At 69.4% G+C, this 16,106-nt stretch carries 11 protein-coding genes and 1 rRNA gene; 6 read left to right on the forward strand and 6 right to left on the reverse strand.

Annotated elements, in window-relative coordinates; translation table 11 throughout:
• The 4 genes from AB0H76_RS28165 to AB0H76_RS28180 form a co-directional block, all read right to left on the reverse strand.
• Positions 1 to 313: ribosomal RNA gene (locus tag AB0H76_RS28165) — 16S ribosomal RNA — on the reverse strand; the annotation flags it as partial.
• Positions 314 to 757: 444 nt separating this feature from the next.
• Positions 758 to 1,447 (reverse strand): dethiobiotin synthase, encoded by a 690-nt coding sequence (bioD, locus tag AB0H76_RS28170; RefSeq protein ID WP_357329957.1) that lies wholly within the window; start codon positions 1,445 to 1,447, stop codon positions 758 to 760.
• Complete coding sequence (locus AB0H76_RS28175; protein WP_357329959.1) at positions 1,444 to 2,598, reverse strand: 8-amino-7-oxononanoate synthase; 1,155 nt, start codon at positions 2,596 to 2,598, stop codon at positions 1,444 to 1,446. The genes bioD and AB0H76_RS28175 overlap by 4 nt, the downstream gene beginning before the upstream one ends.
• Positions 2,599 to 2,648: 50 nt before the next feature.
• Positions 2,649 to 3,935: an adenosylmethionine--8-amino-7-oxononanoate transaminase gene (locus AB0H76_RS28180; protein WP_357329960.1), complete on the reverse strand. Its 1,287-nt coding sequence runs from the start codon at positions 3,933 to 3,935 to the stop codon at positions 2,649 to 2,651.
• Positions 3,936 to 4,180: 245 nt separating this feature from the next.
• On the opposite strand from AB0H76_RS28180, the gene AB0H76_RS28185 reads away from it, so the two are divergent.
• The 3 genes from AB0H76_RS28185 to treY are packed head-to-tail and all read left to right on the forward strand — an operon-like array spanning position 4,181 to position 9,723.
• On the forward strand, positions 4,181 to 5,131 hold the full coding sequence (locus AB0H76_RS28185) for a helix-turn-helix domain-containing GNAT family N-acetyltransferase (RefSeq protein WP_357329962.1): 951 nt from the start codon (positions 4,181 to 4,183) through the stop codon (positions 5,129 to 5,131).
• 51 nt (positions 5,132 to 5,182) lie between these two features.
• Positions 5,183 to 7,303 (forward strand): glycogen debranching protein GlgX, encoded by a 2,121-nt coding sequence (gene glgX, locus AB0H76_RS28190; protein ID WP_357329964.1) that lies wholly within the window; start codon positions 5,183 to 5,185, stop codon positions 7,301 to 7,303.
• Positions 7,304 to 7,308: 5 nt separating this feature from the next.
• Positions 7,309 to 9,723, forward strand: coding sequence for a malto-oligosyltrehalose synthase (gene treY / locus AB0H76_RS28195; RefSeq protein ID WP_357329966.1), 2,415 nt, complete (start codon positions 7,309 to 7,311; stop codon positions 9,721 to 9,723).
• Here treY and AB0H76_RS28200 read toward each other — a convergent pair.
• On the reverse strand, positions 9,613 to 10,935 hold the full coding sequence (locus AB0H76_RS28200) for a DUF2235 domain-containing protein (protein ID WP_357329968.1): 1,323 nt from the start codon (positions 10,933 to 10,935) through the stop codon (positions 9,613 to 9,615). The genes treY and AB0H76_RS28200 overlap by 111 nt on opposite strands.
• A gap of 255 nt (positions 10,936 to 11,190) precedes the next feature.
• Between AB0H76_RS28200 and AB0H76_RS28205 the strand changes: the two genes are divergently transcribed.
• Positions 11,191 to 13,905 carry an AAA family ATPase gene (locus AB0H76_RS28205; RefSeq protein WP_357329970.1) on the forward strand — a complete coding sequence of 905 codons (2,715 nt, stop codon included), beginning with the start codon at positions 11,191 to 11,193 and terminating at the stop codon, positions 13,903 to 13,905.
• 4 nt (positions 13,906 to 13,909) lie between these two features.
• Here AB0H76_RS28205 and AB0H76_RS28210 read toward each other — a convergent pair whose 3' ends face one another.
• Complete coding sequence (locus AB0H76_RS28210) at positions 13,910 to 14,140, reverse strand: hypothetical protein (protein WP_357329972.1); 231 nt, start codon at positions 14,138 to 14,140, stop codon at positions 13,910 to 13,912.
• Between the two features lie 107 nt (positions 14,141 to 14,247).
• On the opposite strand from AB0H76_RS28210, the gene AB0H76_RS28215 reads away from it, so the two are divergent.
• Positions 14,248 to 14,682: a nitroreductase family deazaflavin-dependent oxidoreductase gene (locus tag AB0H76_RS28215; protein WP_357329974.1), complete on the forward strand. Its 435-nt coding sequence runs from the start codon at positions 14,248 to 14,250 to the stop codon at positions 14,680 to 14,682.
• Between the two features lie 65 nt (positions 14,683 to 14,747).
• Positions 14,748 to 16,103: a threonine ammonia-lyase IlvA gene (gene ilvA / locus AB0H76_RS28220; RefSeq protein WP_357329976.1), complete on the forward strand. Its 1,356-nt coding sequence runs from the start codon at positions 14,748 to 14,750 to the stop codon at positions 16,101 to 16,103.
• Positions 16,104 to 16,106 lie beyond the last annotated feature (3 nt).

The raw sequence follows: 16,106 nt of genomic DNA on the forward strand, positions 1-16,106 counted from the left end.
TCCCAGTGTGGCCGGTCACCCTCTCAGGTCGGCTACCCGTCGTCGCCTTGGTAGGCCATTACCCCACCAACAAGCTGATAGGCCGCGGGCCCATCTCGCACCGATAAATCTTTCCACCACCGAACATGCATTCAATGGTCATATCCGGTATTAGACCCAGTTTCCCAGGCTTATCCCGAAGTGCAAGGCAGATCACCCACGTGTTACTCACCCGTTCGCCGCTCGTGTACCCCGAAGGGCCTTACCGCTCGACTTGCATGTGTTAAGCACGCCGCTAGCGTTCGTCCTGAGCCAGAATCAAACTCTCCGTTGAAGACTCTCAACCAACTCTCGAAAGAGCTAATCGGAAGAATAAACTAGAGTCCGAAAACCTAGCAAAGCCAAACACCAGCAAAAGTTTGCTGATATTTCAATGTCCAACCATCCCAACCGGGGGGTATGAAATGGCTGGCACCAATAAATTATTGGCACTGACATTCATCGACACACTATTGAGTTCTCAAAGAACACACGCACACACATCCGCCACTCGATCTCTCGGGGGTTTCAGTGAGGCAACTTTAAACAGCTTAGCTCAGCCTTCAACCCAGAACCAAATCCGGGCATCCAGTCGAGCTAGTGCGATCTGCCAGGCGCTCCTCGTACTACCTCGTTTCCCAGGCCCTTGGGCTCTAGGTCGGTGTCCGCGTCGCTCTGACTCGATAAAAGTTACGTGCCGGTGGACGCGAAGTCAAATCCGCTGGTCAGGGCACCTGTTTTAGTGAACGGCAGACAAGGTCCGGTCCACGAAGCCCGGTTGGAACCACTCCGGAGCCGTTGCGGTGAACCGTGCCCGGTCCCAACGGCCCGCGCCGGCCGGGACGGCGCCGACGAGATCGACTCCGGTCACCCGCGGCAGATCGGTCCGATTGCACTCGGCCGCCAGATCCGGTGCGTCCGGCCAGGATCCGATGACCAGCCCCGCGCAGGGAACCCCGGCCGAGGCCAGCATCCGAGTGGTGAGCTCACTGTGGTTGAGGGTGCCGAGGCCGGCGGCCGCGACCAGGAGCACCGGTGCGCCGAGTGCGCGCGCTACCTCGAGCAGCGTGAAGTCGCCGATCCGGACGAGCAGTCCCCCGGCGCCTTCGACCAGGGTGAGGTCGGCGTCACCGAGCGCCTTCACGCCGGTCACCGTCTCCTCCAGCGTGAGCAACGGCTGACCGCACCGACGGGCGGCCGTATCCGGCGCGAGCGGTTCGGGGTAGCGGGCGAATTCGACCAGCCGGCTGACACCGCTGAGCCGCTCGATCTCGGCCAGATCCCCGGGTTCACCCGGCGCGACACCGGTTTGCGCGGGCTTGCAGACCGCTACGGACAGTCCCGCGGCCGTCGCGGTCGCCGCGAGCGCGGCCGTCACGATGGTCTTGCCGACGTCGGTCGACGTGCCGGTGACCAGGAGGACGGTCATGCCGACACCGCTTCCAGGCCACGCGCCGCGGCCAGGACCTCGCCGAGCACGGCCGCGATCACGTCGAGTTCCGCCGCGGTCAGGTTGGCGCGGGCGGTGAGCCGCAGCCGGGAGGTGCCCTCCGGCACCGACGGCGGGCGGAAGCAGCCGACGTCGAGGCCACGGGCACGGCAGGCCTGGGCCGCGTCGAAAGCGACCTGTGCCTTACCCAGTACCACCGAGACCACGGCCGACGACGGTGCCGAAACCCCGGCGATGCGTGCGATATCGGCCGCGCGCTCCAGCACTCGGGCGGCCATCTCGGGTTCGCGCCGCAGCAGTCCCAGCGCGGCCCGCGCCGCGCCGACTGCCGCGGGCGCGAGACCGGTATCGAAGATGAACGTGCGCGCCGCGTCGATCAGGTGCGCGCGAACCCGCTCGCTGGACAGCACCGCCCCGCCTTGCGCGGCAAGCGCTTTGGACAGGGTCGCCGTGATGACCAGGTCGGGTTCGCCCGCCAGCCCCACCTCCTGCACCAAGCCGCGACCACCGTCGCCGCGCACGCCGATGCCGTGGGCTTCGTCGACGATCAGTACCGCGCCATTGGCCCGGGTAACCCGATGCAGCTCCGCCAGCGGAGCCAAGTCGCCGTCGGCGCTGAACACCGAATCGGTCAGCATCAGCGCCCGCTCCTCGGTGCGTTCCGCCAGCAGGCGGTCGACCGCGTCGACGTCGCAGTGCGCCGCGATCTCGACGCGGGCCCGCGACAACCGGCACGCGTCGACAAGCGAAGCGTGACTACCGGAATCGGAGACCACCAAGGCCCCGCGCCCCGCGAGCGCGGTGACGATCCCGAGGTTGGCGGTGTACCCGGAGGAGAAGACGAGCCCGGACTCCGCGCCGACGAACTCGGCCAGTTCCTTTTCGAGCTGCTCGTGCTCGGCGGTGCTGCCGGTCACCAGGCGCGAACCGGTCGATCCCGCGCCCCAGCGCCGCACGGAGTCGATCGCTCCCTCGACTACGTCGGGGTGGCGTACCAGCCCGAGGTAGTCATTGGATGCCAGATCGATCGACGGCGACAACGGGGGCCGCGGTCGCAGTTCCCGGCGCAGCCCAGCGCTCACCCGCGCGTCTGCGCGCTCGTCCAACCAGCTCAGCGGATCGGTAGTCACAGCTAGACACCTTACTTGAACGGCGTTCAGGTTGGCAGCCCGAACGGAAATCAGGCGGTAGGACCAGCTTGCGCGTCGACCGCGGCCAGCATCCCCGCGCAGAGCGCCGCGATGTCCTCGGTACTACTGATGAACGGCGGCATCGCGTAGATGTTGTTGCGGAACGGCCGGATCCAGACGCCTGCGGCGACCGCGGCGTCGGTGGCGGAGCGCATGTCGACCGGCTGTTCCAGTTCGATGACGCCGATCGCGCCGAGTACTCGCACCTCGTGGACGCCGGGCCGGTCACGTGCGGGAGCGAGGCCGGCGCGCAGTTCGGATTCGAGGCGGCCGACCTCGGCCCGCCAATCGCGTTGCAGCAGTAGTTCGATCGAGGCGACCGCGACGGCGCAGGCCAGCGGATTGCCCATGAAGGTGGGGCCGTGCATCAGGCCGCCGTGGCCGGCGCTGATGGTCTCGGCGATCTGCGAGGTGCACAGGGCGGCGGCCAGGGTCAGGTAGCCGCCGGTGATCGCCTTGCCGACGCACATCACGTCCGGACTGACCCCGGCGTGGTCGGCGGCGAAGAATTCGCCGGTGCGGCCGAAGCCGGTGGCGATCTCGTCGAAGATCAGCAGCACGCCGTGCTTGTCGCAGAGTGTGCGCAGGTCGGTGAGGTAGCGCGGGTCGTGCCAGCGCATCCCGCCCGCGCCCTGCACGACCGGTTCGACGATGACGGCGGCCAGTTCGTCGGCGTGCTCAGCGAACGCGCGCTCCAGCTCGGCCACGTACCCGGGCTGGTAGTAGGCGGGCGGCATGGGCACGAAGACCTGCTCGGCCAGCACGTCGGTCCACAGCGCGTGCATGCCGCCGTCGGGGTCGCAGACGCTCATCGGGCTGAAGGTGTCGCCGTGGTAGCCGCCGCGCCAGGTCAGCAGGCGGCGCTTGCCGGGCTTGCCGAGCGCGCGCCAGTACTGCAGGCACATCTTCACCGCGACCTCGACCGAGACCGAGCCCGAATCGCAGAGGAACACCTTGTCCAGGCCGGCGGGCGTGAGTTCGACGAGCAGTTCGGCCAGCCGCGCGGCGGGTTCGTGGGTGAGGCCGCCGAACATCACGTGACTCATCCGCTGGGACTGTTCGACCAGCGCCGCGTCCAGCACCGGGTGCCGGTAGCCGTGCACCGCGGCCCACCAGGAGCTCATCCCGTCGATCAGCTCGCGGCCGTCGGCCAGGGTGAGGCGCGTGCCCGAAGCGCTCGCGACCACCAGCGGTTCGGTCGTCGCGGGAAAGCCGCCGTACGGGTGCCAGACATGCTTGGCGTCGATGGCGGTGATCTCATCAGGGGTCAGTGCCACAGGAATCCTCGCGGTGCAAGTGACCCGCCCCGGCCTCCCGAGACGGCTTGAACGCCGTTCAAGTTACCACCGGAGCTCCGGGAACACGAGCGCGCCCGGCGGCTCCGGCGACCGGAATCGCGTGAAATATCAAGCCGCCCGGTCGAATTCGCGGGCCAGCCGCGAGGTCGAACACCTGGATTATCCAACGAGCTCTCCGTTCGCCGTTTATTCTTTGACCGAGTCAAACATCTGGGAGCCACACCATGACCGTCACCACGGGAGCCTCGGCCGCCGATATCGCCGCCGTGCGAGCCTTCAACCGCCGCTACACCGAGGTGATCGGCGTACTGCGTGAGGGTCTGGTCGACACCGAGTATTCCCTCACCGAGGCCCGAATCCTGTTCGAACTGGCTACATCCGGCTCGACCGAGGCCCTGCGACTGCGCAAGAACCTGGGCCTGGACCCCGGCTACCTGAGCCGCATCCTGACCCGGTTCAAGAAGCGGGGACTGATCGAGAGCAGTCGCTCGAGCAGCGACGCGCGCCGCCAGGAAGTGCGGCTCACCGACCGGGGCCGCGCCGAGTTCGCGATGCTGAACCAGCGTTCCGGCACCGACGTGCGCCGGCTGCTCGAACCGCACCTGCCCGCGGACCGCGCGAAACTGATCCGCGCCATGTCCACGATCCAGCAGATCCTGGACCGGTCCGAGGCACCGGCCGAGGCTCCCCCGCTCACGATCCGCGCACCGAAGCCGGGCGACTACGGCTGGGTGATCCAGCGCAACGCCGCCCTGTACGCGGCCGAGTACGGCTTCGACACCAGCTACGAGACGCTGGTCACCAAGATCGTGGCCGACTTCCTCGACGCACACGACGAGCAGCGCGAGCGCGCCTGGATCGCCGAGGCCGGCGGCACCCCGGTGGGCGCGGTGTTCTGCGTCGCCGACGACGCCGGCACCGCGCGGCTGCGGCTGCTGCTCGTCGAACCTTCCGCCCGCGGCCTGGGCGTCGGCTCGGCGCTGGTCCAGACCTGCCTGCGTTTCGCCACCGCGGCCGGGTACACCGAGATGGTGCTGTGGACCAACGACATCCTGACCGCCGCCCGCCAGATCTATCAGCGCGCGGGATTCGAGCTGGTCGAATCGGCGCCGCACCACAGCTTCGGCCACGACCTGATCGGCCAGACCTGGCGACGCGCCCTCGGCCCGAAGTGACGGCAACCACCCCGCACAACGACCGCTACCGCTCCAGATAGGGTCGAAGATATGTCCCAGCCCGACGCAGTTCCCGGTGAGGTGGCACCGCTGGGTGTCTGGCCGGGCACCGCGTATCCCCTAGGCGCCACCTTCGACGGCGCGGGCACCAATTTCTCGGTGTTCTCCGAAGTCGCCGACGCGGTCGAGCTGTGCTTGATCGCCAAGGACGGCACCGAGACACGGGTGCCCCTCGACGAGGTCGACACCTACGTCTGGCATGCCTATCTGCCGACCATCGGTCCCGGCCAGCGGTACGGGTTCCGGGTGCACGGCCCCTACGACCCGGACCGCGGCCTGCGCTGCGATCCGAGCAAATTGCTGCTCGATCCGTACGGCAAGGCGTTCGACGGCGAGTTCGGCAACGATCCGTCGCTGCACACCTACGGCCTGGATTCGCTGGGGCACACCATGACCGGCGTGGTGATCAACCCGTTCTTCGATTGGGGCGCGGACCGCCCGCCGAATCGGCCGTACCACGAGACGGTGCTCTACGAGGCGCACGTCAAGGGCATGACGATGACGCATCCCGACATTCCCGAGGAGCTGCGCGGCACCTACGCGGCCATCGCGCACCCCGCGATCGTGGCGCACCTGAAGGCGCTGGGCGTCACCGCGATCGAGCTGATGCCGGTGCACCAGTTCCTGCACGACCGGATCCTGCTCGATCAGGGGCTGCGAAACTACTGGGGCTACAACAGTTTCGGCTACCTCGCACCGCACAACGAGTATGCGGCCAGCCCGCGCGGCGGCGCGGCCGTCACCGAATTCAAGGCGATGGTGCGCGATCTGCACGCCGCGGGCATCGAGGTGATCCTCGACGTGGTCTACAACCACACCGCCGAGGGCAATCACTTCGGGCCGACCATCGGCTTCCGCGGCATCGACAACGGCGCCTACTACCGGCTCGACGAGAAGAACCCCGAGCACTACGTCGACTACACCGGCACCGGCAACAGCCTGAATGTGCGCCATCCGCACACCTTGCAGCTGATCATGGACTCGCTGCGGTACTGGGTGCTGGACATGCACGTCGACGGGTTCCGCTTCGATCTGGCCGCCACACTCGCCCGCGAACTGCACGACGTGGACCGGCTGTCGACGTTCTTCGATCTGGTGCAGCAGGATCCGGTGGTCAGCCAGGTCAAGCTGATCGCCGAGCCGTGGGACGTCGGCGAGGGCGGCTATCAGGTCGGCAACTTCCCCGGGCAGTGGACCGAGTGGAACGGCAAGTACCGCGACACGGTCCGCGACTACTGGCGCGGTGAGCCGGCGACGCTGGGCGAGTTCGCCTCCCGGCTGACCGGCTCCTCGGATCTCTACGAGGCGACCGGGCGCCGCCCCAGCGCCAGCATCAACTTCATCACCGCGCACGACGGCTTCACGCTGCGGGACCTGGTGTCCTACAACGAGAAACACAACGCGGCCAACGGCGAGGACAACCGCGACGGCGAAAGCCACAACCGCTCCTGGAACTGCGGCGTCGAGGGCCCGACCGAGGACGCGGAGATTCTGGCGTTGCGCGCCAAGCAGTCGCGGAATCTGCTGGCCACGCTGGTGCTCAGTCAGGGCACCCCGATGCTGGCGCACGGCGACGAACTGGGCCGCACGCAGCACGGCAACAACAACGTCTACTGCCAGGACTCGGAACTGGCCTGGATGGATTGGTCACTGGCGCAGACGAATGCGGAGTTGCTGGAGTTCACCCGGCGGGTGATCGCGCTGCGGACCGAGCATCCGGTGTTCCGGCGCCGCCGCTTCCTATCCGGCCGGCCCGCGCAATCCGGGGACGACGTGCACGACATCGCCTGGCTCACACCGGGGGCCGAGGAGATGACCGCCGCGGACTGGGAAAGCGGCTACGCCAGGGCTTTGACCGTGTACTTGAACGGCCAGGGCATCCGGGAGCCGGGCCCACGCGGGGAACGCATTACCGACGACTCCTTCCTGCTGTGCTTCAATGCCCACGACCACGACGTCGACTTCGTCATCCCCGGCGCCGACTACGGCGCCGAATGGTCTGTCGCACTGGATTGTTCGGTGCCCGACGGATACACCGAGGCCACCTATCCGGCGGCCGCCACGCTCGCCGTCCCTGCCCGCTGCTTGCTCGTCCTCGCCCGGCCCGCATAACGCCTATGACCAACAACACCGATCCGCTGCAACGCCCGCACAACCGGGCCCGGCCGACCTCGGTCCGCAGCACCTACCGGCTCCAACTGCGGCCGGACGCGCTGACCTTCGCCGACGCCCGGGCGATCGCGGAATACCTGCAGCAGCTGGGTATCTCGCACCTGTACCTGTCGCCGATCCTGACCGCGGCGCACGGTTCCACGCACGGGTACGACGTCACCGACCCGACCACCGTCTCGGCGGCACTCGGCGGGCCGCTCGGTTTCAAGGCCCTGGCCGACGAGGTGCGCAGCCGCGGCATGGGTTTGATCGTGGATCTGGTGCCCAACCATGTCGGCGTCGCCGATCCGCGGCAGAACCCGTGGTGGTGGAACGTGCTGCGCAGCGGCCGCGACTCGAAGTTCGCGCACTACTTCGATATCGACTGGAGCGCGGGCAACGGCGCGGGCGGGCGGCTGGCGCTGCCGGTGCTGCAGAGCGAGAACGATCCGGCCAAGCTGACGGTGGACCGCACCGGGTCCGAACCCATGCTGGCGCTGGGCGAGCTGCGCTTCCCGATCGCACCGGACACCGACGGCGACAACGCCCTGCGCATTCACGACAAGCAGCACTACCGCCTGGTCAGCTGGAAGTCGGGGCTGTGCACCTATCGCCGGTTCTTCGCGGTCAGCAGCCTGGCCGCGCTGCGGCAGGAGGATCCGGACGTCTTCGAGGCCACCCACCGCGAACTCGCGGCCTGGTGCGAGCACGATCTGATCGACGGCGTGCGGGTCGACCATCCGGACGGATTGGCTTATCCGAGTGCGTATCTGGCCCGGCTGCGGCAGCTGATCGGCCCGCACCGACTGCTGCTGGTGGAGAAGATCCTGGCCAACCGAGAACCGCTGGATCCCACGCTGCCGGTGGACGGCACCACCGGTTACGACGCACTGGCCGGGCTCGGCGGCGTGCTGATCGACCCGGCGGGCGAGCAGGCGCTGACCGAGCTGTCACGCCGCGTCGCGGGCCACGGCAGCGACCGCGCCTGGTTCGGCGAGACCGAGCACCGCATCAAACGCGCTGTCGCGGAGACGATTCTGGCGCCCGAGCTACGCCGGCTGGTGGAGGCGATCAAACGCGATGCGGGCGTGCCGGATTCGGACACCCTGGCGCTGACCAACGCCACCATCGAGGTGCTGGCCTTCATGCCGGTCTACCGGGTGGAGTACGCGCCGCTCGCGGGCATGACCGGTGCGATCATCGCCGAGGTCGAGCGGCGCAATACCGAACTCACCGCGCCGCTTTCGGTGCTGGTGGCCGCGCTGGGCGCCGACGGCGAGGCGGCGGTGCGGTTCGGTCAGGTGTGCGGCGCGATGACCGCCAAGGCGGTCGAGGACACCATGTTCTATCGGGCGGCCCGGCTGGTGTCGCTGCAGGAGGTGGGCGGCAATCCGGTGCGATTCGGCCACTCGCTCAACGAGTTCCACCTCGCCAACATCGACCGCGCGCAGCGCTGGCCGGCCGCCATGACCACGCTGTCCACCCACGACACCAAGCGTGGTGAGGACGTCCGGGCCCGAATCGGGCTGCTCTCGCAGGTCGGCGGCACCTGGTCCCGCGCGGTCGACTCCTGGCTGGAAATGGCGCCCGCGCCCGACGGCTCCACCGCACTGTTCCTGCTACAGAACATGTTCGGCGTGTGGCCCGCCGACGGCCGCCCGGCCTCCTCGGTGCCGGGCCTGCGCGAGCGGCTGCACCAGTTCGCGGAGAAAGCGGTGCGCGAGGCGGGCACCGCGTCCTGCTGGGAGGACCCCGACGCCGACTTCGAGACGGCGGTGCACAGTTGGATCGACACGGTCATCGACGGCCCGGTCGGCGCCGAACTCAGCGATCTGACCCACGACCTGGCCCCGCACGCCTGGTCGGATTCGCTGGCGCAGAAGCTGCTCCAGCTGTGCGGGCCCGGCATCCCGGACCTCTACCAGGGCTGCGAACTCTGGGAGGACTCGCTCGTCGACCCGGACAACCGGCGCCCGGTCGACTTCTCGGCCCGCACCGGCATGCTGCAATCGCTCACCGGTACACCGGGATTGGACACCAGCGGGGCGGCCAAGATGTGGATCGTGGCCTACGCGCTGTGGCTGCGCCGGGAACGCCCGGAGTGCTTCGTCGGCGGCACCTATCAGCCGCTGTTCGCGACCGGCGAGCAGGCGCGCCGGCTGGTGGCCTACACCCGCGGGCGGGTGGGCGAGCCGGCCGAGGTGCTGGTCGCGGCCACCCGGCATTCGGTCGGCCTGGCCGACAGCGGCTGGGCCGACACCACGCTGGAGCTACCGCAGGGCACCTGGACCGACCGGCTCACCGGCCACACCTTCGCGGGCCGGACCCGGCTCGAGAAGGTATTCGCTCGACTGCCCGTCGCCCTGCTGGTCCGCTCCTGACAGCGCGCAGTCCGGCGTGACCGTGGTCGCGTCGGTGGCCGGGATCTTCTCCACCAGCTCCGCCGGGAACGCGCCGCCCAGATCGTTCTGCCACTGCCGCAGGTTGTAGGGCTCGTAGCCGGCGGACTCGTCGACCGAGGAGGCCAGCAGGACGCCGTGGTCGTTGTTGACCCGCAGCCGGCGCCACGAGTTCCAGTAGAACCGGGGTGGAATCTTGCCGCGCGGGCCGAGCCCGCTGATCACGCCGCGCAGCGTGCGCAGGGCGTTGAGCACCAGGTAGGCCGGGCCCAGCGAGTTGTGCCGCAGCAGGTGCTTCTCCTTGCCCGCGCAACGCTCGGAGAGCTCGTCGAGGCGGATCCGGTCGAAGGCCAGGCCTTCGGCCTCGGCCTCACCGACCATCCAGCGCAGGGTGATGTCGGACAGGCCGCACTCGGCGTATCCGCCGCCGATATCGCTGTGCACGCCCTCGAACCAGACCTGCTTGACCCGGTCGTTCCCGCTGCGCTTTATACGGCGGTATTTCCGCTCCAATTCGACCGGCACCTGCCACAGGCATGGCTCGAAGTTGCGCCGCCGCTCGTCGATGGCCAGCGCCTGGCGCGCGCACAGCACCCGCTCGGAGAGATCGGTGTTGTGGAAGCGGTGCCGCCACGCGGTCAGCCCGGGGACGCCGAGCGCGCCGACGGTGTCGAAGACGCCGATGAAGTCGATGTCGAAGGGCGGGTGGCTGTGCTCGGCGCGGAAATCGCGCCAGTCCGGCTCGGTCGGCGGCTTGCGCCACCACCGCACCCGGCTCTTGCCGCGCCGCCGGTACATCTCGAAACCCTTCGGGTAGAAGCCGCCGATCATCGACTCGGGAGTCATGATGCCCATCCGGTCGATCAATCCGACCAGGCTGCGGGCGGTGTAGGCGCCGCGGCTGAAGCCGAAGACGAAGATCTCGTCGCCGGGCTCCCAGTTGACCGCGACCTGCCAGTAGGCGGCGGACAGATTGGCCTCCAGGCCCAGCCCGAACGCGCCGCCGAAGAGCCGATCGGCGGTGAATCCCCGTGCGCCGGGGCCGGATACGTAGATGACGTGCTGGCGGACTTGCTCACCATCCGGACCCGGCGCGTGCGGCCGGACCGACTGCGCGATCTTGATGATGTTCGAGACCGTCTCGCTGTTCTCGGCTTTCCACGTGCCGTCACAGCACACGACCAGGCGTTTCATAGGTAAATCGTCCCCTCTGATCCCCTTCGAAACCTGCGTACCCGACTACCCGAATCATCGGAAGTCTCGCAGCGTTCGTTAATGACTTACCGAAAAAAACTCGGCAAAGCCAGGGCTTTCCGGAAATCGACCGAGTAGTGACACACGACGAACCGGTCGGCTCGCCGACGACCGAGCCGGAATCGACGGCGTGTGGACGGTCCGGCCGACCGGGAGGCGCACGTCAACGGGGCATGACACCGCTACGGTGTGGACATGCTCCACGGACGCGAAGCCGAACAGGCCGAGATCGATCGGCTGCTCATCGGAGCACGCGAAGGCCGCAGTGGCGCGTTGATCGTGCGCGGCGAGCCCGGGATCGGCAAGACCGCGCTGCTGGATCACGCCGCCGCCCAGGGCATCCCGACGGTGCGCAGCTCCGGCATCGAGTCCGAGGCCGAACTGCCCTTCGCGGCGCTGCACCTGCTGCTGCGCCCGGGCCTGGCCCTGACCGAGACCCTGCCCGCCCGGCAGCGCGGCGCCCTCGCGGCCGCGTTCGGCCTGGGCGACGGCGCGCCCGCCGACCGCATGCTGGTCGGGCTCGCGGTGCTCTCGCTGCTGGCCGAGGAGTCCACCGACGGGCCGCTGCTGTGCCTGATCGACGACGCGCACTGGCTGGACCGGGCCTCCGCGGAGACGCTGCTGTTCGTGGCGCGCCGCCTCGACGCCGAAGGGGTGGTGGTCATCTTCGCCACCCGGGCGGGCGAGCGCGACTTCCCCGCGCCGGGACTGCCGGAACTGCCGCTGACCGGCCTGCGCCAGGACGCGGCGGCCGCGCTGGTGGACAGCCGGGCCCCGGATCTCGCGCCCGCCGTGCGCTATCGGCTGCTGACCGAGGCCTACGGGAATCCGCTGGCGCTGCTGGAACTTCCGGCGGTGCTGGTGGCGGAGGCGCCCGGCGCCGGGCCGAATCCACTGCCGCTGACCCAGCGTCTGCAAGTCGCCTTCCACGGGCAGGTCAGCCGATTGCCCGCCGCCACTCGCACCCTGCTGCTGGTGGCCGCCGCGGCCGGCAGTGACGAGCTCGCCACCGTGCTGCGGGCGGGTACAGCGCTCGGCAGCGGCCTGGCCGATCTGCAACCGGCCGCCGACGCCGGGCTGGTGCGCACCGACGGGCAGACCCTGGGCTTCCGGCATCCGCTGCTGCGCTCGGCGGTGTATCAGGGCGCGCCGCTGGCCCAGCGCCTGGCCGCGCACGCGGCCCTGGCCGAAACCCTCACCGCGCCGGAGGATGCCGACCTGCGCGCCTGGCAGCTCGCCGCCGCGGCCACCGGACCGGACGAGAACACCGCCACCGCACTGGAACACAGCGCGGACCGGGCCCGCCGCCGCACCGGTTACTCCGGTGCGGTCACCGCCTACGAACGCGCCGCCGGGCTCAGCACCGACTCCGGCGGGCGGGTACGCCGCCTGGTCGCGGCGGCCGAAACCGCCACCGAGGCGGGGCAATTGGGGCGCGCGGGGGATCTGGCCGAACGTGCCGCCGCCATACTTCCGCCAGCACGCGATATCAGTGACGTTCAGGCACCGCTTTTGTTGCGCGCCCGCCTCGATCTCGTCCGCGCGACAGCGGATTTCGGTGCGGGCAAACCATTGTCGGCGCATCGCCGGTTGCTCGAGGCCGCGACGGCGGTGCGTGGCGCGGAGCCCGTGCGCGCGGCCCGCATGCTGGCCCAGGCGGTGCATGCCGCCTGGTATCTGGGTGCCGAGGAACTCGCGGAGGTCGCCGCGCACCTGAACGCCCTGGCACTGCCCGACACCGAGCCGCTGGCCCACATCACCCGCTACACCACGGCCGCGATCGACGGCCGGTACACCACCGATCTGCGCGAGGCCGCCGCGCTGGCCCGGAGCGCCGGGGCGGACAGTCCGCGGGATCTGGTGCAGATGTGCGGTGCGGGTCTGGTGGTCGGTCAGGACGATCAGGTCACCGAGCTGGCCCGCGAGCTGATCGCCGAGTGCCGCGACCAGGGCCGTCTCGGGCTGCTGCCGACGCTGCTGTTCTTCCGGGCCGAGGCGGAGATCTATCTCGGCAGGCCCACCGAGGCGCGGCTCGCGGCGACCGAGGGGCTGCGGATCGCCCAGGACATCGGGCAGGCGCACTGGGTCAGCCAGCAGTCGGCGTGCCTGGCCTATCTGGCGGCGCTGGCGGGTGACGAGCAGCAGTGCCGCGCGCTGGTGGAGCAGGCGCTGGCCGGGGAACTCGGCGGCGCGGACGCACCCGGCGCGACCTGGACCTACGCGGCACTCGGCCTGCTCGACCTCGGTCAGGGCAAGGTGGACAGCGCGCTGGCCCGGTTCGAACTGCTCGCCGTTGAGCCCGCCGCGCATCACGTGATCGGCCTGCGCACCCTGCCCGATCTCGTCGAAGCGGCTGTCCGACTGGGGAATTCGGAGCGGGCCGGTGACGCGTTGACCCGCCTCGAAGCATGGTCCGACCGATCTGCGCAGCCCTGGGTCGGCGCGCTTGTCCAGCGGTGCCGGGCGCTGACCGGTGCCGATACCGAAGCGGAACAGCACTTTCACGCCGCGCTCGAACTGGGCGGACGCCCCTTCGAGCACGCGCGCACCCAGCTGCTCTTCGGCGAATGGCTGCGGCGCACCCGCCGAAAGGTCGACGCGCGCAATCAATTACAGCCTGCGGTCGAAACATTCGACCGGCTCGGCGCGACCCCCTGGGCCGAGCGCGCCCGAACCGAACTCGCCGCCCTCGGCGTCGGCGCGACGGCCCGCCCGGCCGCCGGGATCCTGGCCGCGCTCACACCCCAGGAGTTGCAGATCGTGCGGCTCGCGGCGCAGGGCATGTCGAACCGGGATATCGCGGCGCAGCTGTTCTTGAGCCCGCGCACCGTGGGCCATCACCTGTACAAGGCGTATCCGAAGCTGGGTGTGGTGTCGCGCGGCGAGTTGCCCGCGCTGGCGCTGGACTGAGAGGTCAGTGCGCGGCGAGTACGCGATCGGCACCGCGCGGCACGCTCGAACGCCGCGAACCGAGCGCCCAGCGGCCGGCCGCTACCGCGGCGCCGACCAGCACCGCCACCTGCAGCGAGCCGAGGACCAGGGCCAAGATCAGACCGGCCACCAGGCCCGCGGCGAGTGCCTCGAGCTTGAACACCGGCCACGCGGAACCCGCGATATCGACCGTGTGGGGGTAGACCGTCTTCATGTCTTCAGGATATACGGACAGTGAAGTTCGGTCCACCGAACATTTAACGATGTGGGCAACCAGACAATCGCGGGAACACCATCGGCCCCGGAGACGTTTTCCCGGTTATGCCACTTACAGGAGATTACGCACCGAGCACCTCCGATTGGGCCCGTGAGCAGGCCGAGACCTACGAGAACTCCGGCGGCACGGACGGCACGGCACTACAGGGCAAACCCGTCATCCTGCTGACCACCAAGGGCGCCAAGACCGGCCTGCTGCGCAAGACCCCGCTGATGCGGGTCGAGCACGACGGCGAATACGCCGTGGTGGCCTCCCTGGGCGGCGCGCCCAAGCATCCGGTCTGGTACTTCAACATCAAGGCCAACCCGCAGGTCGAACTGCGCGACGGCACCACCAACAAGGACTACATCGCGCGCGAGGTCACCGGCGACGAGAAGGCCCAGTGGTGGAAGCGCGCCGTGGCGGTCTGGCCGGAATACGCCAACTACCAGAAGAAGACCACCCGCGAGATTCCGGTTTTCGTGCTTACGCCCCAGTAACCGCGTCAACCTGTTCTCCCCACCCGCCGCGTCCGCCCGACGCGGCGGGTGGCAGCATATTTCGGGTGTCTAATCCGCTCGAGGTGATCGACGATCTGTCCAGTTCTCGTCCTGCGCTCAGCGCGGACGAGATCGACGCGGCCGCCAAGCGAATTTCCGACATTATCGAGCCGACCCCGCTGCAGTTCAGTGCCCGGCTATCGGCGCTGTCCGGCGCGCAGGTCTACCTCAAGCGGGAAGACCTGACCGCGGTGCGCTCCTACAAGCTGCGCGGCGCCTACAACCTGATCGTGCAGCTCACCGCCGCCGAACGCGCCGCCGGCGTGGTCGCGGCCAGCGCGGGCAATCACGCGCAGGGCGTGGCCTTCGCCTGCCAGGCGATGGGCATCCGGGGCCGCATCTACGTCCCGACCACCACGCCCAAGCAGAAGCGCGACCGGATCCGGGTGCACGGCGGGGAGTTCGTCGAACTCATCGCGATCGGCGAGACCTACGACGCCGCGGCCGCCGCGGCCGCCGACGACGTGGCGCGCACCGGCGCGACCATGGTGCCCCCGTTCGACGACCCGCGTACCGCCGCCGGGCAGGGCACCATCGCCGCCGAAGTCCTCGAACAGCTCGGTGCCGCACCGGATCTCATGGTCGTGCCGGTGGGCGGCGGCGGCTGCCTGGCCGGCGTCGGCACCTACCTGCGCGAGCGCGCGCCGCACACCGCGATCCTGGCCGCCGAGCCGGGCGGCGCCGCCTCGATGACCGCGGCGCTGGTCGCGGGCGGCCCGGTGACGCTGCCGGAGATCGATCCGTTCGTCGACGGGGCCGCGGTGCGCCGCATCGGCGAGCTGCCGTACGCGGCGGTCACCGGTTTCGGTGGGCGGGCCCGCTCGCACGCCTCGCTCCCCCTGCTGACCAGTACCGAAACCGCTACCGGCGCAGGATCTTTCCGGGTGATGCAGGTCGACGAGGGCGCGATCTGCACCGCGATGCTCGACCTGTACCAGAACGAGGGCATCATCGCCGAGCCCGCCGGCGCGCTGGCGGTCGCGGCGCTGGCCGAGGTCGAGGTGGCGCCCGGGTCGACGGTGGTGTGCCTGGTCTCCGGCGGCAACAACGACGTGTCCCGCTACGGCGAGATCATCGAACGCTCGCTGGTACACCGGGGTCTGAAGCACTACTTCCTGGTGGACTTCCCGCAGGAGCCGGGCGCGCTGCGGCGCTTCCTCAACGAGGTGCTCGGCCCGGACGACGACATCACCCTGTTCGAATACGTCAAGCGCAACAACCGGGAGACCGGGGCGGCGCTGGTCGGCATCGAACTGGGCGCGCCGGAGGGGCTGGTCGCGCTGCTGGAGCGGATGCGGGAGTCACCGATTCAGCACGAGCGGCTGGAACCGGGTTCGCCGGCCTACCGCTACCTGACCTGACGT

Origin of the sequence: Nocardia sp. NPDC050712, from assembly GCF_040654295.1 — a bacterium.
Classification (GTDB): Bacteria; Actinomycetota; Actinomycetes; order Mycobacteriales; family Mycobacteriaceae; genus Nocardia.